This is a genomic window from Mycobacterium sp. NGS15 (genome assembly GCF_059813245.1).
Map to the genome: position 1 here is coordinate 245,089 of NZ_JCALEF010000006.1, position 22,109 is coordinate 267,197.

22 protein-coding genes and 1 pseudogene are annotated in these 22,109 nt (G+C 64.8%); 5 read left to right on the top strand and 18 right to left on the bottom strand.

What is annotated here, in order from left to right; translation table 11 throughout:
* Positions 1 to 3: 3 nt before the first annotated feature.
* Together AC5Y5C_RS18755 and folP are read right to left on the bottom strand one after the other, a co-directional pair.
* Positions 4 to 939, bottom strand: coding sequence for a glucosyl-3-phosphoglycerate synthase (locus AC5Y5C_RS18755; RefSeq protein WP_499975167.1), 936 nt, complete (start codon positions 937 to 939; stop codon positions 4 to 6).
* Complete coding sequence (gene folP / locus AC5Y5C_RS18760; RefSeq protein WP_499976052.1) at positions 936 to 1,760, bottom strand: dihydropteroate synthase; 825 nt, start codon at positions 1,758 to 1,760, stop codon at positions 936 to 938. Before folP ends, AC5Y5C_RS18755 begins: the two co-directional genes overlap by 4 nt.
* Positions 1,761 to 1,943: 183 nt before the next feature.
* Here folP and AC5Y5C_RS18765 point away from each other — a divergent pair, with 183 nt between their 5' ends.
* Positions 1,944 to 2,924 carry an NAD-dependent epimerase/dehydratase family protein gene (locus tag AC5Y5C_RS18765; protein WP_499975168.1) on the top strand — a complete coding sequence of 327 codons (981 nt, stop codon included), beginning with the start codon at positions 1,944 to 1,946 and terminating at the stop codon, positions 2,922 to 2,924.
* Here the strand turns inward: AC5Y5C_RS18765 and AC5Y5C_RS18770 are convergent.
* The 6 genes from AC5Y5C_RS18770 to AC5Y5C_RS18795 form a co-directional block, all read right to left on the bottom strand.
* Positions 2,921 to 3,250, bottom strand: a complete 330-nt coding sequence (locus tag AC5Y5C_RS18770; protein WP_499975170.1) for an HNH endonuclease — start codon at positions 3,248 to 3,250, stop codon at positions 2,921 to 2,923. The two genes, AC5Y5C_RS18765 and AC5Y5C_RS18770, sit on opposite strands and share 4 nt — an antisense overlap.
* 25 nt (positions 3,251 to 3,275) lie before the next feature.
* Positions 3,276 to 5,066 (bottom strand): long-chain-acyl-CoA synthetase FadD6, encoded by a 1,791-nt coding sequence (fadD6, locus tag AC5Y5C_RS18775; RefSeq protein ID WP_499975171.1) that lies wholly within the window; start codon positions 5,064 to 5,066, stop codon positions 3,276 to 3,278.
* A gap of 89 nt (positions 5,067 to 5,155) precedes the next feature.
* Positions 5,156 to 6,946 (bottom strand): long-chain-acyl-CoA synthetase FadD6, encoded by a 1,791-nt coding sequence (fadD6, locus tag AC5Y5C_RS18780; RefSeq protein ID WP_499975172.1) that lies wholly within the window; start codon positions 6,944 to 6,946, stop codon positions 5,156 to 5,158.
* Positions 6,947 to 7,048: 102 nt separating this feature from the next.
* Positions 7,049 to 7,591, bottom strand: a complete 543-nt coding sequence (gene log / locus AC5Y5C_RS18785) for a cytokinin riboside 5'-monophosphate phosphoribohydrolase (RefSeq protein WP_499975173.1) — start codon at positions 7,589 to 7,591, stop codon at positions 7,049 to 7,051.
* Positions 7,588 to 8,340 (bottom strand): LOG family protein, encoded by a 753-nt coding sequence (locus AC5Y5C_RS18790; protein ID WP_499975175.1) that lies wholly within the window; start codon positions 8,338 to 8,340, stop codon positions 7,588 to 7,590. The genes log and AC5Y5C_RS18790 overlap by 4 nt, the downstream gene beginning before the upstream one ends.
* A gap of 27 nt (positions 8,341 to 8,367) precedes the next feature.
* Complete coding sequence (locus AC5Y5C_RS18795; protein ID WP_499976054.1) at positions 8,368 to 9,315, bottom strand: TIGR03564 family F420-dependent LLM class oxidoreductase; 948 nt, start codon at positions 9,313 to 9,315, stop codon at positions 8,368 to 8,370.
* 91 nt (positions 9,316 to 9,406) lie between these two features.
* Here AC5Y5C_RS18795 and AC5Y5C_RS18800 point away from each other — a divergent pair, with 91 nt between their 5' ends.
* Entirely contained in the window at positions 9,407 to 10,147 is a 741-nt protein-coding gene (locus tag AC5Y5C_RS18800; protein WP_499975177.1) for an AraC family transcriptional regulator, read from the top strand.
* On the opposite strand, the gene dapE is transcribed toward AC5Y5C_RS18800, so the two are convergent.
* Positions 10,137 to 11,213, bottom strand: coding sequence for a succinyl-diaminopimelate desuccinylase (gene dapE / locus AC5Y5C_RS18805; RefSeq protein WP_499975179.1), 1,077 nt, complete (start codon positions 11,211 to 11,213; stop codon positions 10,137 to 10,139). The genes AC5Y5C_RS18800 and dapE overlap by 11 nt on opposite strands.
* 14 nt (positions 11,214 to 11,227) lie before the next feature.
* On the opposite strand from dapE, the gene dapD reads away from it, so the two are divergent.
* The gene (gene dapD / locus AC5Y5C_RS18810) at positions 11,228 to 12,205 is read left to right on the top strand and encodes a 2,3,4,5-tetrahydropyridine-2,6-dicarboxylate N-succinyltransferase (protein ID WP_499975181.1); all 978 of its coding nucleotides are present in this window, start codon (positions 11,228 to 11,230) and stop codon (positions 12,203 to 12,205) included.
* On the opposite strand, the gene AC5Y5C_RS18815 is transcribed toward dapD, so the two are convergent.
* The 7 genes and pseudogenes from AC5Y5C_RS18815 to AC5Y5C_RS18845 all read right to left on the bottom strand — a co-directional run.
* A complete protein-coding gene (locus tag AC5Y5C_RS18815; RefSeq protein WP_499975182.1) occupies positions 12,202 to 12,756 on the bottom strand; it encodes a DinB family protein in 555 nt (184 codons plus the stop codon). The two genes, dapD and AC5Y5C_RS18815, sit on opposite strands and share 4 nt — an antisense overlap.
* The gene (locus AC5Y5C_RS18820) at positions 12,747 to 14,144 is read right to left on the bottom strand and encodes an acyl-CoA synthetase (RefSeq protein WP_499975184.1); all 1,398 of its coding nucleotides are present in this window, start codon (positions 14,142 to 14,144) and stop codon (positions 12,747 to 12,749) included. The genes AC5Y5C_RS18815 and AC5Y5C_RS18820 overlap by 10 nt, the downstream gene beginning before the upstream one ends.
* 46 nt (positions 14,145 to 14,190) lie before the next feature.
* Entirely contained in the window at positions 14,191 to 15,156 is a 966-nt protein-coding gene (locus tag AC5Y5C_RS18825) for a proline dehydrogenase family protein (protein ID WP_499975185.1), read from the bottom strand.
* On the bottom strand, positions 15,149 to 16,783 hold the full coding sequence (pruA, locus tag AC5Y5C_RS18830; protein ID WP_499975187.1) for an L-glutamate gamma-semialdehyde dehydrogenase: 1,635 nt from the start codon (positions 16,781 to 16,783) through the stop codon (positions 15,149 to 15,151). The genes AC5Y5C_RS18825 and pruA overlap by 8 nt, the downstream gene beginning before the upstream one ends.
* A 129-nt stretch (positions 16,784 to 16,912) precedes the next feature.
* A complete protein-coding gene (dapC, locus tag AC5Y5C_RS18835) occupies positions 16,913 to 18,001 on the bottom strand; it encodes a succinyldiaminopimelate transaminase (RefSeq protein ID WP_499975188.1) in 1,089 nt (362 codons plus the stop codon).
* Positions 18,002 to 18,036: 35 nt separating this feature from the next.
* Positions 18,037 to 18,363 (bottom strand): ferredoxin, encoded by a 327-nt coding sequence (gene fdxA, locus AC5Y5C_RS18840; RefSeq protein ID WP_030094777.1) that lies wholly within the window; start codon positions 18,361 to 18,363, stop codon positions 18,037 to 18,039.
* A 170-nt stretch (positions 18,364 to 18,533) separates the two neighbouring features.
* Positions 18,534 to 18,679, bottom strand: a pseudogene (locus tag AC5Y5C_RS18845) (4Fe-4S dicluster domain-containing protein); the annotation flags it as partial.
* A 185-nt stretch (positions 18,680 to 18,864) separates the two neighbouring features.
* Between AC5Y5C_RS18845 and AC5Y5C_RS18850 the strand changes: the two are divergent.
* Together AC5Y5C_RS18850 and AC5Y5C_RS18855 are read left to right on the top strand one after the other, a co-directional pair.
* Positions 18,865 to 19,419: a PadR family transcriptional regulator gene (locus tag AC5Y5C_RS18850; protein ID WP_499975190.1), complete on the top strand. Its 555-nt coding sequence runs from the start codon at positions 18,865 to 18,867 to the stop codon at positions 19,417 to 19,419.
* Positions 19,412 to 21,442 carry an FAD-dependent oxidoreductase gene (locus AC5Y5C_RS18855; protein ID WP_499975192.1) on the top strand — a complete coding sequence of 677 codons (2,031 nt, stop codon included), beginning with the start codon at positions 19,412 to 19,414 and terminating at the stop codon, positions 21,440 to 21,442. Before AC5Y5C_RS18850 ends, AC5Y5C_RS18855 begins: the two co-directional genes overlap by 8 nt.
* A 77-nt stretch (positions 21,443 to 21,519) precedes the next feature.
* Here AC5Y5C_RS18855 and AC5Y5C_RS18860 read toward each other — a convergent pair whose 3' ends face one another.
* Positions 21,520 to 21,816 (bottom strand): hypothetical protein, encoded by a 297-nt coding sequence (locus AC5Y5C_RS18860; RefSeq protein ID WP_499975194.1) that lies wholly within the window; start codon positions 21,814 to 21,816, stop codon positions 21,520 to 21,522.
* Positions 21,813 to 22,109 (bottom strand): hypothetical protein, encoded by a 297-nt coding sequence (locus AC5Y5C_RS18865; RefSeq protein WP_499975197.1) that lies wholly within the window; start codon positions 22,107 to 22,109, stop codon positions 21,813 to 21,815. Before AC5Y5C_RS18865 ends, AC5Y5C_RS18860 begins: the two co-directional genes overlap by 4 nt.

A 22,109-nucleotide genomic window follows, 5' to 3' on the forward strand; every position in this document is an offset into this window, starting at 1 on the left:
CGGTCAGCGCAGGGTGTTCATGGGCGGGCGGTCCTCCAGCGAGACCGTCGAACTGCGCGGGGTGAACCCGTCACCGTCGGCGAAGAACTGAGTGATTCCCACCCCGGAGTCCGGAATTCCGCAGCGCGAGAGCATGCTCGCCATCACCTGCCGGCTCATCACTCCGAGCTCGACCAACGGCCGATTGCGGTGACTGCGCACACCCAAATTCACCTGAGCGATGGCGTTGAGCCCGAGACGGTCATAGGTGTCGATGAGCAGCCCGATCTCGACCCCGTATCCGGGCGCGAAGGGCACCGAGGACAACAGCTCGCGAGTCCCCGCGTACTCACCGCCCAACGGCTGCACCACGCAGCTCAGCTCGGGCCGCAGCGCCGCCAGCATGGGGCGGGCCACCAGCTCGGTCACCCGACCGCCACCGTTGGCGTCCTCGGCCCCGCTGACCTTCAGCGGACGCCGATAGAAGCCCTTGACGAGGTGCACACCCTGCCCCAGCAAGAGTGGGCCGAGCAGATGCGGTACGAACATCGGATCCGGGTCGATGAGGTCCGAGTCGACGAAGGCGATCACGTCGCCGGTGGTCGCGGCCACCGAACGCCACAGCACCTCGCCCTTGCCCGGATTGGGCGGCACCTCGGGTAGCGCTTGCTCACGGCTGACGACGCGCGCGCCCGCGGCCACCGCCCGGATCGCGGTGTCATCGGTGGAGCCCGAGTCAAGGACGATCAGCTCGTCCACCAGGCCACCCAGCAGCGGGCTGATGGTGTCGACGACCGCGGCGACGGTCTCCTGCTCGTTGAGCGCGGGCAGCACCACCGACACGGTGCGGCCCTTCTTCGCGGCAACAAGCTGTTCCACGGTCCATTCGGGCCGATTCCAGCTGTGGGTATCCAGCCAGCTCGGGTCGATACCCACTGTTCCGTCAAGTTGATGGGTCATGCCAACCCCCTCACTGTTCGCGCCGGAGGGCGGGTTCCCACGATGGAGCCCACCATTTCCAGCGTGCGGCGTGTGGGTCCGACTTCATGCACCCGGAACATGCGGGCACCGGCCGCCGCCGCCAGCGCGGTGGCGGCGAGAGTGCCCTCGAGTCGTTCCGTCAGTCCCACACCAAGAGTCTCCCCGATGAAATCCTTGTTGCTCAATGCCATCAACACCGGCCACCCGGTATTAACGAGATCGTTTACGTGGCGCAACAAAGTGAGCCCGTGGAAGGTGTTTTTGCCGAAGTCATGCGTCGGATCGATCAGAATTGAATCCTTAGATACCCCCAGAGCCACCGCACGCTCGGCAGATGCGGTCACTTCGGCGATGACGGCATGGACAACACCGTCCACTTCGGTCCCATAGTTCACCCGAAACGGCCGGGTGCGCGGTACCGCGCCGCCGGTGTGCGAGCACACCAGTCCGGCGCCGTGAGCGGCCGCCACCGAGGGTAGCTCGGAATCGGCCCCCGCCCAGGTGTCGTTGATCAAGTCGGCACCCGCCGCACAGGCCTTGTCCGCGACCTCGGCGCGCCAGGTGTCGACGCTGATCAGCAAGTTTGGGTGTGTGCTGCGCGCCCAGTCGATGAACGGCACCACGCGCGCGATCTCCGCCTCGGCGTCCACGGCCTCGCCCGGACCCGCCTTGACGCCGCCGATGTCGACAACATCCGCGCCATCGGCTACCGCTTGGTGCACGGCGGCCTGGGCGGCCTCGTCCGTGAAGGTGGCGCCGCGGTCGTAGAAGGAGTCCGGCGTGCGGTTGACGATCGCCATGATGAGAGCACGATCGGTGCGGACCGGTCGTCCACAAAATGTCTCGCGCACGCCCTCATTGTGCAGGCCAGGGCCTCCGCGGCTGCGCCGAGTGTGAAACGTGGGCGAGATTTTCATCGATTTCCCGCCTGCGTTTCACATTCGGCGAACGAAATGACTTGCGGGCCTGGGCAGTATGGGCACATGGGCGAGAATCGATTCCTGGTCACCGGGTCCTCGGGCCATCTCGGGGAGGCGCTGGTCCGCACGCTGCGGCGGGGCGGCGCCGACGTCGTCGGCATTGATATCGCGCCCGGTCTTGTCACGGACATCGTCGGGTCGATCGCCGACCGCGCGGTCGTCAACGAGGCGATGGCCGGGGTGACGTCGGTGTTGCACACCGCGACCCTGCACAAGCCTCATGTTGGATCGCATGCGCGGACCGATTTCATCGAAACCAACATCGAGGGCACACTCGTGCTCCTGGAGGAGTCCGTCGCCACGGGGGTGACCAGCTTTGTCTACACCAGCACCACCAGCGCATTCGGACATGCCTTGGTCGGCGCACACGAGGCCGCCTGGATCACCGAAGAGGTGGCACCGGTACCCAAGAACATCTATGGCGCCACCAAGACGGCCGCCGAAGACATCGCGCACGTGGTGCACCAGGACAGCGGCCTGCCGGTCATCGTGCTGCGCACGTCGCGGTTCTTCCCCGAGCAGGACGACAGCGACGCGGTCCGGGCCCGCTACCCGGATGCGAATGTGAAAGCCAACGAATACCTCTATCGGCGGGTGGATCTGGCCGACGTTGTCGACGCACACCTGCTGGCGGCCGAACGCGCGCCCGCTCTCGGCTGGGCCAAGTACGTGGTTTCGGCCACGACGCCCTTCTGCCGCGCCGATGCCGCACAGTTGCGCACCAACGCACCCGGCGTGGTGGCTCGTCATTTCCCCGAGCAGCCCGACCTGTACGCGGCGCGGGGCTGGTCGGTGTTCCCGGCGATCGATCGCGTCTACGTCAACACCAAAGCGCGCGACGAACTCGGCTGGCGCCCACGATACGACTACCGACATGTACTCAATTGCCTTGCCGTCGAAGCCGATTTCCGCAGCCCGTTGGCACTCGAGATCGGCGCGAAGGGGTACCACGACGAACCGACGGGCGTGTACACCACCGGCTAGCCGCTTGCCGAGATCTCCACGTATCTGGTCAGAAAGGCCTTCTCGTCCAGCCGCTTGCGCCGCATCCAGCTTGTCACCTCTGCATTGCATTTACTCGCATTGCATGACGCACAGGCGGGCACAACATTGGCCCGGGTGTAACGGCCACCGCGCGAGATCGCTTGCACGCAGTCGCGCTGGAGCGCGGTTCCCGTTGCGCCGCAGTAGGCGCAACCACCCCATGCCTCAACGAGAGTCGACCACTGCTCATCGGTGAGGTCGTTGTCGGCAAGCTTCACCCGACGTTGACGCCGCCGCGACGCACGCACCCGGCGACTGACTCCCACGGTGAAACAGTAACTCCTCGAGCGCCTATCCCTTGGGACGTCGGCCGGAGGCGAGCTCGGCGGTGTACTCCGGATAGAACGGCACGTAACCCTCGGTGCGACCGGCCAACACGTACAGCGGATCGGTCACGGCATCGCCGTATGCCTCATTGCGCAGTTCCACCTTGCGGCTCTTGAAGGTCACGGTGTGCTCAAGGCTGTCGACGATTCTGACGAACAGCGGCAGCGCATACCCCGGCAGGCTCTTGAAGGCCAACTGGCCCAGCCTTTCCGGATCGAAGGCCCCCTCGCCACGGAGCTTGATGGCCGCCATACCGGCACGGCCGTCGCAGCCAGGCACCTCTACGCCGAAAACCGTCGATTCCTCGATCGCGTCGTCCTGGTCGAGCGCCGCCTCGACTTCAGTGGTGGCGACGTTTTCGCTCTTCCACCGGAAGGTGTCACCCAGCCGATCACCGAATGCGGCGTGACGCCACCCCAGGTCCCGGAGCAGATCGCCGGTGTTGAACCAGATATCGCCCTCCTTGAACGCGTTGCGCACCAACTTCTTTTCGGTTGCCTTCGCATCGGTGTAACCGTCGAAGGGGGCCAGCGACGTCACCTTGCTCAACAACAGACCCTGCTCGCCGGTACCGACTTTGGTCAAGAAGCCTTTCGAGTTCCGAGCGGGTTCGCCGGTCTCCACGTCATATTTGACGAAGGCGATCGGCGAGGGACAGATTCCCACCGTGCGATCGATATTGAGCACGTTGATGAATCCGGTGTTAGCTTCACTGGCCGAATACAATTCGCTGATCTGCCGAACTCCGAACCGTCGGCTGAACTCACCCCACAGCTCTGCCCGCAGGCCGTTGCCCACCATCACGCGGACCTTGTGTTGACGATCAACAGGCTTGGGCGCCTGGTTCAACAGGTAACGGCAGAGCTCCCCGATATAGATGAAGCCTGTTGCACGGCTGGCGATGAGCTCATCCCAGAAGCGTGAGGCCGAGAACGACCGGCCGATGGCCAAGGTCGCACCGGTGGTCAGCGTGGAGCCGACGGCTACGGTGAGCGCGCTGTTGTGATACAGCGGCAGACAGCTGAAAAAGACCTCGGAGGGGCGCAATCGCAGTGTCACACTGCCAAATCCAGCCGCGGCACGCAGATAACGGTAGTGCGTCATCACGCTCGCCTTGGGCAACCCGGTGGTCCCGGAGGTACAGATGTAAAGGGCTTTGTCGCTCGCCCGCACCTCGGCGGTGGCCGACGGATTCGCCGCCGAGGCACCCTGCGCCAACGCGTCGAACTCGTCGACGGTAAACAGCGCGCCGACCTGCACGCCGCAGTCCCGCACCGCGGGAACGAATTCGGAATCAGCAAGCAGAACCTTGGCATCGAGCAGACCGATGCTGTGGGCCAGTACGTTATCGCGCTGGTTGAAATTGAGCATGCCGGCCACCGCACCCAACTTCACCGCCGCCAACATCAGCAAGACGACCTCCGGCGAGTTACGCAGCATGATGCCGACAACATCACCGCGACGCACACCCTGGGCCGCCAGCGTGGCCGCATACCGGTTGGCCATCTGATTGGCTTCCCGGTAGGTGATGTCCTGGCCCTCGAACCGCAGGAACACCCGATGGGCATGCTTGGCGGCGCTATCGGCGAAGACGCTGCCGATCGAGGTGCGAGCGCCCGGCGTTGCCTTGGCGGCGCTGAGCAGACCCCGCAGAATGATCGGCAGGTCCGGTAACAGCGCAGGCAACCTGACCAGCACGTCGGCCAGTTCCACCCGCTCGCGGGCCGCAGCAGGAATGTCTTCGCGCACCACCATGTGTCCTCCGAGTTCGCCGGACCACCGTGTCCGGGCCTAACGAATCGTTGACGAATGATGCGAGTACGTCAAGCACTCTGGTGCTCGCGTTACCCCTTGGGACGCTGACCTCCGGCCAACTCCGACGGGTACTCGGGATAGAACGGGACGTATCCCTCCGCGCGGCCGGCCAGCACGTACAGCGGATCGGTCACGGCATCGCCATACGCCTGTTCGCGCAGTTCCACCTTGCGGCTCTTGAAGGTGGTGGTGTGCTCCAGAGTGTCCACGATCCGAATGAACAGCGGCAGCGCGTAGGCAGGAAGATGCTGATACACCGTGTCGCTGAGCGCCTTTGGATCGAGCTCGACACCGTCGTGCAGTTTGATGGCGGCCATTCCGGCGCGCCCGTCGGTGCCCGGCACCTCCACACCGAACACGGTCGACTCCGCCACCGCGTTGTTGTTGTCGATCGCGGCCTCCACCTCGGTGGTGGCGACATTCTCGCCCTTCCAGCGGAAGGTATCGCCCAGCCGGTCTCCGAACGCGGCGTGACCCCAGCCGAGGTTGCGCATCAAATCGCCGGTGTTGAACCAGGTGTCGCCCTTCTTGAAGGCATCGTGTACCAGCTTCTTCTCAGAAGCGGTCGGGTCGGTGTACCCGTCGAACGGCGACATGCTGGTGACCTTGCTCAGCAGCAAGCCCGCCTCGCCGGCACCAACCTTCGTCAGGAACCCCTTGTCATTGCGCAGCGGTTCTCCGGTTTCCACGTCGTACTTGACGTAGGCAAGCGGGTACGGGCAGATGCCCACGGTGCGATCGATGTTGAGCGCGTTGACGAATGCGGTGTTCGACTCGCTGGCCGAGTAGAACTCGCAGACCCGCTTGATACCGAACCGTTGGGTGAACTCGCCCCACAGCTCAGGCCGTAACCCGTTGCCGATGATGACGCGCACCTTGTGCTGCCGATCGGTGGGCTTGGGCGGCTGATTGAGCAGGTACCGGCACAGTTCGCCGATGTAAATGAAAGCTGTTGCGCGGCTGTCGATAACCTCATCCCAGAACCGCGACACCGAAAACGAACGGCCAATGGCCAGGGTGGCTCCGGCATTGATGGTGGTCGATACCGCGAGGGTCAACGCATTGTTGTGGTAGAGCGGAAGGCAGCTGTACAGCACGTCGCTGGACCGGAGCCGCAAGGCAAAGCTCCCGATGCCGTACATGCCGCGCAGCCACCGGTAATGCGTCATCACGCTGGCCTTCGGGAGCCCGGTGGTTCCCGAGGTAAAGATGTAGAACGCCCGATCCTTGGCCAGCACCGCATCGGTGGCACTGGGGTTGGTGGTGGGCGCCAGAACCGACATCCGGTCGAGCTCTTCGGCGGTCACCTGCGAGACCACGTTGACGCCGGATTCACCGATGGCGTCCGCGAATTCCGCATCGGTGACGAGCATCTTGGAGTCGAGCAGTCCAATGCTGTGAGCCAAGACATCGCCGCGCTGGTTGTAGTTGAGCATGCCCGCGATGGCGCCCAGCTTGACGGTGGCCAGCATGAGCAGCACGGTCTGGGGCGAGTTGCGCAGCATGATGCCGACGACATCACCGCGGCCGACACCGTGGGAGGCGAGGGTTGCCGCATACCGGTTGGCGGTGGCGTTCGCCTGCTCGTAGGTGATGTCGTTGCCCTCGAAGCGCAGAAACACCTTGTCGCCGTACTTGGCGGCACGCTCGGCGAAGACCGCACCGATCGAAAGGCGCCCATTGGGATTCGCCTTGATGCCGCCGAGGACGCCACCCGCCATGATCGGCAGGTCAAGCGCCAGCGAGGGAAGCTGTGCGAGCACCTCGGTCAGCCGGACCCGGTTACGGGCGGTGGACGGAATGGTGCTGCTTGCGGACATCTGGTTCTCCCTGTAGTCGGTCTTCCCGCCAGCGGCTCATTCTCGTTCTTACCGCCCAGTAGGCAATGGCTCACCGCATTGTTGACGAACGGTCAGGCCCCGTCAATCCGTCGGTTTACATGCGTCCAGGGCAGCGGCGATATCGGTGTGCACCAACAGCCGGTCCCGCGCAGGGGCTGCCACGTAACCCTTCGCCTGTACCTCGTCGAGCCAGCGCAGCAGCCCGGTGTAGTGCCCATCGGGGTCCAGCAGTACCACCGGCTTCTGATGTAGTCCCAGGTAGCCGGCGGTCCACGTCTCAAAAACCTCCTCGAGGGTGCCGATCCCGCCGGGCAGGGTGATGAAGGCGTCGGAGCGGTCCTCCATGATCTGTTTGCGTTCGCGCATGGTGGTGGTGACGATGAGTTCGTCAGCGTCGGTATCGGCGACCTCACGGTGCACCAGCGTCTTGGGAATGACGCCGATAGTGCGGCCACCGGCCGCCCGCGCGGCTCGAGCTATCGCCCCCATGGCCGAGACGTTGCCTCCCCCGGACACCAGGGTCCAACCGCGTTCGGCGATGGCGGTGCCCACAAGACTGGCCAGTTCCAGCAGTTCAGGGTGGCGTGGACCCGACGCGCAGTACACACAGACCGACCAACTCATGAGCGTGCCCCATTCCCGTTCGCCGCCGACTTCGCGATGATCTCGATCGCCTCCTCGACACTGTCGGTCACCGACAGCAGCGCGATGTCCTGCTCACCCACCTTTCCGGCGGGCAATAGCGTTCCCCGGATCCAGTCGATCAACCCCGACCAATACTCCGTGCCAAGCAGGATGATCGGGAAGCGGGTGACCTTTCGGGTCTGCACCAGAGTGAGCGCCTCGAAGAGTTCGTCGAGGGTGCCGAATCCCCCGGGCAGACAGACGAAGGCCTGCGCGTACTTGACGAACATGGTCTTGCGGACAAAGAAGTAGCGGAAGTTGATGCCCAGGTCCACCCATTCGTTGAGTCCCTGCTCGAATGGGAGTTCAATACCCAGGCCCACCGAATAGCCACCCGATTCACTGGCGCCGCGGTTGGCGGCCTCCATGGCACCCGGCCCGCCCCCGGTGATGACGGCGTATCCCGCCTGTACCAAGGCGACGCCCAGCTCGAGACCGAGCCGGTACTCGGGTGAATCCGGCTTCGTCCTGGCGGAGCCGAAAACCGTTACCGCTTTGGGTGTTTCCGCTAGCGCATCGAATCCCTCCACGAACTCGCCCTGGATGCGCAGCACACGCCACGGGTCGGTATGCGTCCAGGTGGTGGTGTCGCGGTTGTCCAACAAACGCTGGTCGGCGGTGGTGTTCTCGCAGCGGTCGCGGCGCAACTGAACCGGTCCGTGCAGCTGGGGTTCGGTACTTTCTGGCACGCTGCCAGCCTAGGGGCCGCGAGCAACTCAATTCCCGCGGGACAGTTCCCCCAGCAGCGCCAGCGTGCGAGCCTCGTCTTCCGGTCCACCCAATTCGGTGTGGCTCGCGAAAACTTCGGTGGCTCCCGCATCGAAGTATCGGCGCAGTTCCTTGGCCACATGCTCCTCGTCACCGATGATCGCCAGTTCCCCGGTGTGCTGAACACCTTCGGCGTCAAGCACTTTCCGATACGACGGAATGCTCTCGTAAAACGCCATCTCCTCGATCGCGAGCGCGCGGACCCGTTCCGGATCGGACGTGACCACGACGGCGACCCCCGCGACGACGCGCGGACGCGGCCGCCCAGCCCGTTCGGCGGCCCCGTCGATGACGGGCACGATCTCCCGACTGAGCGCCCGTGGTCCGGCGTGCAGCGGAATCGTGCCATCGGCCAGCTCGCCGGTGGCGCGCAGCGCCTGCGGCGCCATGGCCGCCACCAAGACCGGGATATTCTCGCCGCCGGGTTGCAAGGTCGTGAATTTCGGTGCGACCGTGAGGGTCTCACCGTGAAACTCCGCGGTTCCGGTGTCCAGCAGTTGCCGGAGCGTGCTGAGGTACTCCCGCAGACGACGTATCGGTTTGTCCACCTGCAGGCCATAGCTGGGAGCCTCGATCATCGGCGCACCCAGTCCCAGCCCCAGCTGGAATCTCCCGTGGGTTGCGGCTTGAGCGGTCTGCGCGGCCGCCGACATCTCGATGGGATGACGCGGATTGATGGGGATGACCGAAACCCCCACGGTGCGCAGTTTTTCCGGGGGTATCGCCTGCCCCACCACCGCGGCCATGGTGATCGCGTCGTAGTGATACATCTGCCCGAGCCACAACGTGCCCACCCCGGCATCGGTGACCCGACGCCCGTGGGCGATGAAGGCGTCGACCAGGTTGGTACCGCCCCGCACACTGAGAGGTCTGCCGATCGCCACTCCGAGTTTCACCTCTCGGCCAACCCCGAGCGTTCCGGCCACTATTCCCGCTCGGTCGCGCATGAATTTCCCAGTATGCAAGTTTCCGATAAAATATCGCCTTATGTTGATTAGCCGCCACCTCACCGGAGTGATGTCGGTAACCGGCGGGCACCGCATCAACCGCCACTGGCATGAAGTGCATCAGATTGTGTATCCGGCCTCCGGGGTCATCGCGGTGACGACGGCCGAGGGCACATGGATCGCACCCCCGAACCGCGCGCTGTGGATACCAGCCGGCGCCAGTCACGAGCATCGCTTCTACGGCCCCACCGAATTTCATTCCGTGGCTTTCGATCCCGAGCAGTACGTGGTGGAGCTGACGGCGCCGACTGTCATCGCGGTGTCCCCACTGCTGCGTGAGCTGATCATCACCTGTTCGGTACCCGGCGACCTACCCAAGGACGAGGTCACGCGGTTGCGTGTCGTCCTCATCGATCAATTGCGGCACAGCCCGGAGCAAGCCCTGAAGTTGCCCATCCCGCGCGATCAGCGTTTGGCCGAGGCCTGTGCGTTAGTGGAGGACGACCTGACACAGGTGTGGACGGTGACGGAGCTGGGGCGGCGCGTGGGCGCCAGTGAGCGCACGCTGACCAGACTGTTCCGCACCGACATGGGCATGACGTATCCGCAGTGGCGCACCCAGATCCGACTTCATCACGCGTTACGGCTGCTCGCGGAGGATCGGCCCGTCACCTACGTGGCGCATCAGTGTGGTTGGGCCACACCGAGCGCGTTCATCGACGTGTACCGGCGCACCCTCGGCCAGACACCGGGAACCTACGCCGCACCCGTCACGCGCTGAGGTAGCGCCGGAGCACCTCGGTGACATTGGTGATCTGCTGTACCGGAACGTGTTCGCCGCGGGTGTGCGCCAAGTTGGGATCGCCCGGCCCGTAGTTGACCGCGGCGATCCCACGCGCCGCGAACCGGGAGACATCGGTCCATCCGTACTTGGCCCGCACCACTCCCCCTGCCGCACCGACCAATTCGGCTGCCGCTGCGCGGTCCAGGCCCGGCAGGGCCCCGGCCGCCGAGTCGGTGAGTTCGATCCCCACCTCAAGCCCGCCGAACACCTCGCGCACATGTGTGAGCGCCTGCTCGGGGCTGCGATCGGGGGCGAACCGGAAGTTGACGGTGACAGCTGCGGCGTCGGGGATGACGTTCCCGGCAACACCCCCGTCGATCCGCACGGCGGACAGCCCTTCCCGGTACTCGCACCCGTCGATGTCGACGATGCGTGCCCGGTAGGCGGCGAGTCTGTCCAGGACGGCACCGAGCTTGTGGATAGCGTTGTCCCCCAGCCAGGATCGCGCAGAATGCGCGCGGGTGCCGTCGGCACGGATCACGACACGCAGGGTGCCCTGACAGCCAGCCTCGATAAGGCCGGCGGTGGGCTCGCCCAGGATGGCAAGGTCGGCGTCGAGCCATTCGGGCAATTCACGCTCGATGCGGCCCAGCCCGTTGGCCGAGGACTCGATCTCCTCGCAGTCGTAGAACACCAGTGTCAGATCGACGCGGGGTGTCACGGTGGCGGCCAGATGCAGGAAGACGGCATCACCGGACTTCATGTCCACGGTGCCGCAGCCAAACAGAATGTCGCCGCCTTCTCCCCGCTCCCAGTGGCTGGGCACGTTGTCGGCGGCGGGCACGGTGTCCAGATGTCCGGCCAACATCACCCGGGTGCCGTGGCCGTAATTGGTGCGGGCCAGCACGGCGTTGCCATTGCGGATGATCTCGAATCCCCTGGTCTGTTCCCGCAGCGCAACCTCGACAGCATCCGCGATAGCCGCCTCGTGCCGGGACTCGCTGGGTATGTCCACCAGGGCAGCCGTCAGCGCGACAGGGTCACCAGCGAGTTCAAGCGCCATCGATTCAGGCTAGCGTGTACGGCGTGAGCGGAGCAGTAGCACTTGGCCTGGCGACCATCGCGGCGGACGGATCGGTACTGGATACCTGGTTCCCGGCGCCCGAGCTGACCGATGCACCCGGCACCCCGGGTACCGAGCGGATCAGTGAATCGGCGGCACCCCCCGAGGCTTCAGCACTGTCCGGATTGGTCGGCACCGACCCCGATCGTGGTGTGGAGAAGGTGTTGGTGCGCACCACCATTGGCTCGCTCTCGGACAAGCCCGCCGACGCCTATGACGCCTACCTGCGCCTGCACCTCTTGTCGCACCGGCTGGTCCAGCCGCACGGCGCCAGCATGGACGGACTGTTCGGCGTGCTCACCAACGTGGTGTGGACGAACTTCGGCCCGTGCGCTGTCGAGGGCTTCGAGACGGTGCGCGCGAGGCTGAAAGGACGCGCGGGCGCCCATGGCACCGTGACGGTATTCGGCGTCGACAAGTTCCCCCGGATGGTCGACTACGTGGTGCCCGCGGGTGTGCGTATCGCCGATGCCGACAGGGTGCGGCTGGGTGCGCATCTGGCTCCCGGCACGACGGTCATGCACGAGGGCTTTGTGAACTTCAACGCCGGCACCCTGGGCGCCTCGATGGTGGAGGGCCGCATCTCGGCCGGTGTCGTCGTGGGCGATGGCTCCGATATCGGTGGTGGCGCGTCGATCATGGGCACCCTGTCCGGCGGCGGCAGCCAGGTGATCTCGGTGGGCCAGCGCTCGCTGCTGGGTGCCAACTCGGGTGTGGGCATCAGCCTGGGCGATGACTGCATCGTCGAGGCCGGGCTGTACGTCACGGCGGGCACCAAGGTCGCGACGCCCGATGGCAAGACCATCAAGGCGCTGGAGCTATCGGGCGCCAACAATCTGCTGTTCCGGCGCAATTCGCAGACCGGTGCGGTCGAGGTGGTGTCGCGTGACGGCGGCGCGTTCGAGCTCAACGCCGCCTTGCACGCCAACTAGTTCCGCCGCCAGGCATACAGATCGCGTAACAGCGCGATCTCCGCACCGTGGTGCAGCAGTTCGCGATTGATATGCAAGGCCAAGGTCAAGAACGGCTTTTCGGCCCATGGACCTTCGGCCGGCCCGACCGGCAGGGCCAGCGCTGCTTCGTCTTTGCTCAGCACCCCGTCGCGCCACGCCGCGTACATGACGTCAAGACGCTCCAGCGCATCGGCCGCGGTAACCGGATAGTCGTAGGTCATGTAGTCGACGGGCGGTCCACCGAAGTGACTTGCGATACGCGCCCCCAGTACGCCCACGAGGATGTGGCCGAGCCGCCAGGCGATCGTCGTGACGGGCGCTGGTTCAGGCGGCGGGGCGGCGAATTCGATGACACACTCGCCCGATCCGCCCTGCAACGGTGTCGTCGCGGTGCCGCGCGGCCGCAGACTCCAACAGCCTCGCACCGGTTCCCAGAGGTATTCGTCGTCGCTGAGCCCGTCGAAGCGGGGCCGTAGTTGCGATGTCCAGTGCCAGTTGATCTGGTCGACGATCTCAGTGGTCACGTCCATGTGATCAGCTCCTTCTTGAGGATCTTCCCCATGGCATTCCGGGGAAGCGCATCCACCCGTCGTACCTCGCGAGGACGCTTGTGCACGGAAAGTTGTTGCGCCACGAAGCCAATGACATCGTCCTCCGCCACGTCACCGACAACGTAAGCGACAATGCGTTGCCCCAGGTCGTCATCGGGAACCCCCACCACCGCGACTTCCACGATCCCGGGATGACCCAGGAGCACAGTCTCGATTTCACCGGCCCCTATACGGTAGCCACCCGATTTGATCAAGTCGACCGATTCGCGTCCGACGATGCGATGCATTCCCTCGGTGTCGACGACGGCGACATCTCCGGTGCGATACCACCCGTCATCGGTGAGCACCTCCGCCGTCTTCTCCGGCAGGTTGAGGTAGCCGCTGAAGAGCGTGGGGCCCTGAACCTCCAGCTGGCCAACGGTTTCCCCATCATGGGGAGCCGCGACACCGTGCTCATCCAGCAGGCGAGTCTGCACGCCCGTCAACGGGTGCCCGACCCAACCTGCGCGGCGTTCTCCGTCGGCACGCGTCGACAGCGTGATGACGGTTTCGGTGGCGCCGTAGCGTTCGATGGGGGCATGCCCGGTGAGCCGGCGCAGTTCGTCGAAAACCGGCACCGGCAGTGACGCGCTCCCCGATACCAGTAGCCGAGCCGAAGACAGTGCACGAGCACAGGATTCGTCGCCCACCACCCGCGACCACACCGTTGGCACACCGAAGTACAGTGTGCCTTGGGCGGCAGCGTAGGCCTCGGGCGTCGGTTTGACGGTGTGCACGAACCGATTTCCCACGCGCAGCGATCCGAGGAGGCCGAGCACGAGTCCATGCACATGGAATAGCGGAAGCCCATGCACCAGAACGTCATCGGGCGTCCACGCCCACGCGTCCGCCAGACCGTCAAGGCTGGCGGCCAAGGCGCGCCGACTCAGCTCCACTCCCTTCGGCGCACCGGTGGTTCCCGAGGTGTACACAATGAGCGCCGTCGCCTCGGGGCGTGGTTCGGAGTACTGATGCCATGACCGTGCGTGCCGGCGCACCGGCACATGCGGCAACCCCTCCGGGTGGTCCGGCGAGTCACCCAGCCACGCGATCGCCCCGCTGTCGGCAAGGATGTGGCGGCGCTCTGCCATGCCGACGTCTGCCGGTACCGGCACTATCGGGACCCCGGCGATGAGTCCGGCGATCACTGCCAGCACCGTGTCGATGCTCGGACGGGCAAGTACCGCGATCGGGCCCGTGGCACCGCCGATCCGTTCGGCTGCGGCCGTCGCCGCACCCACCAGGTCTCCACGGCCCCAGCTGTCCTCACCGATACGAACCGCGTCCGCGAGGTCGGGCGACTTGGGGTGAAGGGACTTCAGCAGCATGGGGCCAGCCTAGGACGCGCCCCTTCGGCGAACCCCTGGGCCACGCCTATCTTCCGGAAACCAGCGCGCGCAGGAAAAAGGTCATGTTGGCCGGGCGTTCGGCGATACGCCGCACAAAGTACCCGTACCACTGCTCGCCGAACGGCACGTACACCCGCATGTTGTGCCCCTCCCCGGCGAGACGACGCTGTTCGGCATCGCGGATCCCGTAGAGCATCTGGTATTCGTAATCGCCCGGACCCCTACCCGTCTCGCGCGCCATCAGGTTCGCGGCATCGATGATGGCGGGATCGTGTGAGGCCACCATGGGGTACCCGTCGCCCTCCATCAAGACGCGTAGACAGCGCAAGTAGGCGACATCGACATCCTCGGAGTCTCGGTGCGCGACGGACGCGGGCTCGTCGTAGGCGCCCTTGCACAATCGAATGCGCGAGCCTTCGCCTGACAGGTCGGCGCAGTCGGCGTGTGTGCGTTTCAGGTAAGCCTGTAGCACGGTACCCAGCCAGGGGAAATCGGCGCGCAACTCGCGCACGATGCTCAGGGTCGAATCCGTGGTGGTGTGGTCCTCGGCATCGACGGTGACCCACACGCCGGCCTGATGGGCCTTGGCACACAACAGCTGTGCATTCTCCAGGGCTATCCGTTCCCCATCGCGTGGCAGCGCCTGCCCCAGCGCGGAGAGTTTCAGCGAGATCTCCAGCGGGCGCACGCCCGTGTGCACGGTGTCGCTGCGCTGCGACAGCTCATCGAGTAGCGACAGGTAGGCCGACACAGTACGGGTGGCCTGCCCGATATCGGTGGTGTCCTCACCCAGGTAATCAATCGAGATGAACCGCCCGGAATCGAGCAGCGCGGTGCTGGCCGCCAGTACGTCGTCCTGAGATTCACCGGCCACGAAACGGCGCACCACCTGCCGCGTCAACGGCATCCGTTCGGCAGCGTGCCGCAGCCGCGCTGACCTACTGGCCGCCAAGATGGCGGGTCGGGCTGTTTTGCCGAACCACTCAGCCATCCCCGCGCTCCATGTGGGGATAGCCGTATTCTGTTGGGGCGTCGAACGTTTCCTTGATCGAACGCGGCAACAACCAGCGCTGCAGATTGAGCGGTGACCCAGCCTTGTCGTTGGTGCCCGACGCCCGCCCACCACCGAAGGGCTGTTGCCCCACGACGGCGCCCGTGGGCTTGTCGTTGATGTAGAAGTTTCCGGCCGCGAAGCGAAGCCGGTCACTGGCAGCCTGAACGGCCTGACGGTCGTCGGCGATGACGGCACCGGTAAGCGCGTACCGCGAACCGGTGTCGACGACGTCGAGGATGCGCTCGTAGTCATCGTCGGGATAGACGTGCACCGCCAAGATCGGGCCGAAGTACTCGGTAGAGAACGCCTCGTCGGTCGGGTCGTCCGAAAGCAGCACGGTGGGGCGAACGAAGTACCCTTCGCTGTCGTCGTATTCGCCTCCCGCCGCGATGGTCACCCCGGCGCTCTTGGCGCGATCGATGGCCGCGGCGTTGCGCTTGAACGACTTCTCGTCGATGACGGCGCCACCGAATTTGGAGAGGTCTGTGACATCCCCGTAGGTCAGCCCGGACGCAGCATCAAGGAATTCATCGCCCATCTGGTCCCAGACCGACCGGGCCACGAAAGCGCGAGAGGCCGCAGAGCACTTCTGCCCCTGGTAGTCGAAGGCGCCGCGAATAAGCGCCGTACGCAATACGTCCGGACGTGCGGAGGTGTGGGCGACGATGAAGTCCTTGCCGCCGGTCTCACCGACAAGCCGGGGGTAGGTGTTGTACCTGTCGATGTTGGTACCGACCTCACGCCACAGATGCTGGAACGTCCGGGTGGAGCCGGTGAAGTGGATACCGGCCAGGCGCGGATCCGCGAGCGCCACATCGGATACCGCGATCCCGTCCCCGTTGACCAGGTTGATGACCCCAGGCGGTAGTCCAGCGGCCTCAAGCAGCTCCAGCGTGAAATATGCGGCAAAGGCCTGTGTGATCGATGGCTTCCACACCACGGTGTTTCCCAAAAGCGCTGGGGCCGTGGGAAGGTTTCCCGCGATCGCGGTGAAGTTGAAGGGTGTGATGGCGTAGACGAAGCCCTCCAGCGGGCGGTACTCCATCCGATTCCAGGCGCCGCCACCGCTGCTGGGCTGCTCGGCGAGGATGTGCCGCGCGAACTGCACGTTGAACCGCCAGAAGTCGGCCAGCTCGCAGGCCGAATCGATCTCGGCCTGGTACGCGGTCTTCGACTGCCCGAGCATGGTCGCGGCGTTGAGGGTGGCCCGCCACGGCCCTGACAACAGATCGGCGGCACGCAAGAAGACCGCGGCTCTGTCATCAAAAGACAGTGCTGCCCAATCATTTTTGGCGGCGATGGCGGCCTCCACCGCATCGCTGGCCTCCGCATGACCCGCGTTGGTGACAGTCCCCAGCACGGCACGGTGATTATGCGGCTGCACCACATCGATGTGTTCACCGGCACTCATCCGGCGAGTGCCGCCGATAACGTGTGGCAGGTCGATGGCCGTCGCGGCGAGATTGGACAGTGCCGTGGCCAACTGGTCGCGTTCGGGAGTGTTCGGAGCGTAGGTGAGCACCGGCTCGTTGATGGGAGCCGGCACATTGGTGATGGCGTCCATGTATCCAGCATCGCCCCGATCCCCCGTGGGTGTCGAGGAATCTGGAGATTGCGCAACGAAACCTCAGGTAACGCCCGAATCCGGCGGGACGTTACGTGTGGTAGGCCGAGTCTTCGACGGTCCGCAGGGCTAGGCGATGAGCCGCGCGACGGCGGCATCGATGCGCTCATCGGTGGCGGTGAGAGCCACCCGCACATGTTCCTTGCCACGCGGGCCGTAGAACCGTCCGGGTGCCACCAAGATCCCACGCTGCGCCAGGTATGTCAGGGCGTCATCACACGAGTCGCCCCGGGTTGCCCAGAGGTACAGGCCCGCCTCCGAGTGGTCGATTCGGAATCCATTGCCGGTCAAAGCCTTAGCGAGCCGGCCGCGGCGACTCTCATAGCGTGCGCGCTGGTGGTGCTGATGCTCATCCTCGCTCAGCGCGGCAGTCATCGCCGCCTGCACCGGCCCCGGCACCATCATCCCCGCGTGCTTACGCACTGCGAGCAGCTCGCCGACCACGGACGCATCACCCAGCACGAACCCAGCCCGATACCCCGCCAGCGACGACGTCTTGGACAACGAGTGCACGGCCAACAGCCCCGCCGTATCGCCATCGCAGACCCGAGGATCAAGCACCGAGACCGGCTCCGCATCCCACCCCAGGCCGAGGTAGCACTCATCGGAAACCACGAGGGCGCCGCGCTCACGCGCCCACTCCACGACCTTGCGTAGATGCTCGACCGGGAGCACCGCACCGGTCGGGTTACTCGGCGAGTTGAGGTAGATCAGGGCGGGGCGCTGCGGCCCCAACTGAGTCAGCGAGTCCGCCCGTACCGTCGGCACACCGGCCAGCCGCGCGCCCACTTCATAGGTCGGGTACGCCAATTCCGGGATGACGATCAGGTCGTCGGCACCCAACCCGAGCAGGGTCGGCAGCCACGCGATGAGCTCCTTGGTGCCGACGACCGGCAGCACGGCATTGTCTGCAAGCGAAATGATCCCGTATCGCCGCGACACCGCGTCACGGATTGCCTGCCGCAATGCGGGCGTGCCGGCGGTCGCCGGATATCCGGGAAGATCGCTGGCCGCGGCCAGCGCGTCGCGGATCAGCGGTGCCACGCTGTCCACGGGGGTACCGACCGAAAGGTCAACAATCCCTTCGGGGTGCGCCGCGGCGGTCGCCTTTGCGTCGGCGATGGTGTCCCACGGAAATTCCGGCAGCCGGGACGACACAGCCGATACCCGCGGTCGGGACTCAGGCGACGAGCTCAGTGTCCTTCACCCATGGGCGGAAGCTCCTTGACCGACGGCGGGTCGTAGTCGGTCTTGCCGACCTTCGCGGCGCCACCGGGCGAGCCCAGGTCCACGAAGAAGTCGGCGTTGCCCTGGATGTAACCAGTCCACTGATCCGGCACATCGTCCTCATAGAAGATGGCCTCCACCGGACACACCGGCTCGCAAGCACCGCAGTCCACACACTCGTCGGGGTGGATGTAGAGCATGCGCCCACCCTCGTAGATGCAGTCGACGGGGCATTCTTCGATACATGCCTTGTCCATAACGTCGACGCACGGTTCGGCGATCGTGTAGGTCACGAAGGTCTCCTCGATATCCAGTTCCTGCGTTGCGGCCAGTATTCCGGTCCCTAGACACGCCTACTGACACAGGCTGTCCTAACTCGCCGGGGCGATCTAGCCGTTTCCACCGGTTACAGTTATTTTAGCTTAGGTTTAACGCGGCCTGGCGTCTAGCAGGCGCGCTCAGCGTCTGGGCGCCAGTCGGCATTCGCCCGCACGTAGCCGCTCCACTCCACAGGCACATCGTCCTCGTCGAAGAGTCCTCGTAGAAGATCGTCTCCACCGGGCAAACTGGTTCGCAGGCAGTGCAATCCGTGCCCTCATCCGGGTGGATGTCTGTCCATCCCGTCAACACACGGCTCGGCGATCACGTCACGAAAATCTCCCTGACGAACTTTAGTCAACTACACGTTTCTCACAGTTGCGGTTACTGAAGGCCACGCATAACGGGGAGCCCTATGCAGACTGTTGCACTGCAACAAGTTGCATAGGGGCGTCGCTTCGTGTCAGCATGCTGTCGTGGCACTCACCCACGCGATCCTGTTGTCCCTGGCCGAGCAGAACGGGTCGGGCTATGAGCTCACGAGCCGATTCGATCGCTCGATCGGGTACTTCTACAGCGCCACCCACCAGCAGATCTATCGCACGCTGCGCCGCATGGAAGACGACAGCTGGCTGAATTGCACCGTCGTCGGCCAAGAAGGGCGGCCCGCCAAAAAGGTGTACGACGTTGCCGAGCTCGGCTACCGCGAGTTGTCCCGCTGGGTCAACAGCGCCGACGGCACCGATATGCGCGACCTGGCCCTCAAGATCCGCGCCGCCACCTACGGCGACATCGACACGGTGGTCGAACACATCCGCATTCAGCGCGACACGCACGCCGTCATGCTCGACAACTATCGCGAAATGGAAAAGCGCCAGTTTCCCGCTCCGGATCAGCTCACCGGCGCGGCCCTGCACCAATATCTCGTCCTACGCGGAGGTGTCCGCATGGAAGAGGGATTCACCGATTGGTGCGACGAAATGATCACTTCCTTGTCCCCAGCCCGGACTGAAAGCGAGAATCATGAGTAATCCATATCCGACCCTGCTGTCCCCCTTGGACCTTGGCTTCACCAAACTCAAGAACCGAGTCGTCATGGGATCCATGCATGCCGGCCTTGAGGACTTCCCTTGGGACACCCCGGCATTGGCGGCCTACTTCGCCGAGCGTGCGAAGGGCGGGGTGGGCATGATCATCACCGGTGGATACGCGATCAACCGCGCCGCCTGGCTCAAGCCCCTTGCCGGAAAACTGACCACATCCCTTGAGGCGTACCGGCATCGCATTGTGACAAATGCGGTACACAAAAACGGCGGCAAGATCATCGTGCAGCTCCTACATGCGGGCCGCTATGGGTACCACCCGTTTTCGGTGAGCGCCTCGACCAAGAAGTCCCCCATCACGCCGTTCAAACCGCGCAAGCTCAGTACCAAGGGCGTATGGCGGACCATCGATGACTGGGCACACAGCGCCAAGATGGCCAAAAAGGCCGGATACGACGGCGTTGAAATCATGGGCAGCGAAGGCTATTTCATCAACCAGTTCCTCGCGCCGTACACCAATAACCGCACCGATGAATTCGGCGGCAGCCCGGAGAACCGGCGTCGCCTGGCCGTGGAGGTAGTCAAGGCGGTCCGTAAGGCGGTGGGCCCGGAATTCATCATCTGCTACCGGATGTCGATGGCCGACTATGTGCCCGACGGACAAACCTGGGACGAGATCGTGGCCCTGGCCAAGGAGATCGAGGCGGCTGGCGCGACGATCATCAATACCGGAATCGGCTGGCATGAGGCCCGCGTGCCCACCATCGTCACTTCGGTGCCACAGAACGCGTTCGTCGATCTGTCCAACAAGATCGCGCAAGAGGTCACCATCCCGGTGATGGCATCCAACCGGATCAACATGCCGCAATCGGGCGAACAGATCCTCAACGACGGTCAGGTCCAGCTGATTTCGATGGCTCGTCCGCTGCTGGCCGATCCGGACTGGGTGAACAAGGCCTCCGCCGATCATGCCGACGAGATCAACACCTGCATCGCCTGCAACCAGGCTTGCCTGGACCACTCGTTCGTGAACAAAAAGGCCAGCTGCCTGCTGAACCCGCGAGCCGGGCAAGAGACAACGCTGCAGCTGCTCCCGACCCGGCATACCAAGAAGATCGCGGTCGTCGGTGCCGGACCGGCCGGGCTATCGGCGGCCGTCACCGCGGCACAGCGCGGACACACGGTGGTGCTGTTCGAGGCCAACGCCGAGATCGGCGGCCAGTTCGACATGGCCCGCAGGATCCCCGGCAAGGAGGAGTTCAACGAGACCATTCGGTACTACACCGCGATGCTCAAGAAGCACAGTGTCACAGTGCTTTTGAACAAAAAGGTGGATGCGCAGGAACTGATCGACGGCAAGTTCGACCACGTCATCCTGGCCACGGGCGTCAAGCCCCGGGTGCCCGCCATCCCCGGCATCGACCACCCGATGGTGCTGTCCTACCCGGAGGTCATCAAGGGCGGTAAACCCGTCGGCAAGCGCGTGGCCGTCGTGGGCGCCGGAGGTATCGGCTTTGATGTATCCGAATTCCTGACAATCGACGAGTCACCCACGCTGAACCTCAAGGAGTGGCGCGCCGAGTGGGGCATCTCCGAGGAGCACGACTCCCGGGGTTCACTCACCAAACCCATTCCCGCCCCGCCCGTTCGGGAGGTCTACTTGTGCCAGCGCAAGAAGGGCTCGCTCGGCAAAGGACTCGGTAAGACCACGGGCTGGGTGCATCGGGCATCGCTCAAGGCCAAGAAGGTCACCGAGTTGGCAGGAGTCAACTACGAGCGGATCGATGACGCCGGACTGCACATCTCCTTTGGTGAGGAGCGCAAGGACCCGCGAGTGCTCGAGGTCGACAACGTGGTGATCTGTGCCGGCCAGGAGTCGGTGCGCGATCTCGACGACGTGCTCAAGGAGGCTGGGATCGACGCGCATGTGATCGGCGGCGCGGCACTGGCAGGCGAACTGGATGCCAAGCGGGCGATCAGGCAGGGCACCGAGCTGGCCGCCAAGCTGTAACTGCCTTCCTCGCGAGCAGACGCGTATTACACACGCCACCTGGCGTTCTAGTGCAATACGTGTCTGCTCGCCGCTATTTAGGGGGCGCCGGTGGGGCTTTCCAGCTTGCCGTCACCGATGCCAACACCCGGCTTCACTCCGCCCGGCACCGCGATCCCATCCACACCGGCCGAAATCCTGGGACCACGCGACGGTCCCGACATCAGCACCGGTAGTTGAGTACCGCGCGACGGTCGCAGTGCGGGCAGCTGACCAGGCACGAAGACCGGGTTGTAGGGCGCGGGGCTTGGCGGTGGCGGCGCCGCTTCGGCGGGCACGGTGAGACCGACGGCAAGTCCCACGACAATCGTTGTTAACCACAGTGTTCTGATCACGGTATTGCTCCTTCGGTCATGCCGCGAGGGTCCTCCAACTGCCCGGCGGTCATCCCGGCACCAATGCGGGCGCTATATCCAGAGTCGACGCCTGCGGAGATGCGCGCTCCGCGCGGCGGTGCCGGGGACAATCCGAAAGGTGGCTGTGAGGCAGTCGCCGCATAGTTGGGCGTCCCACCGGGCACCGCTACGGGTACGGCGGGCATCGGGTTCACCGGTGGCGGGTCTGCCGCGGCCACCGGCACGCCACACAACGAGCATGTCAAGACCGTTGCGGCACAGATGAATTTCAT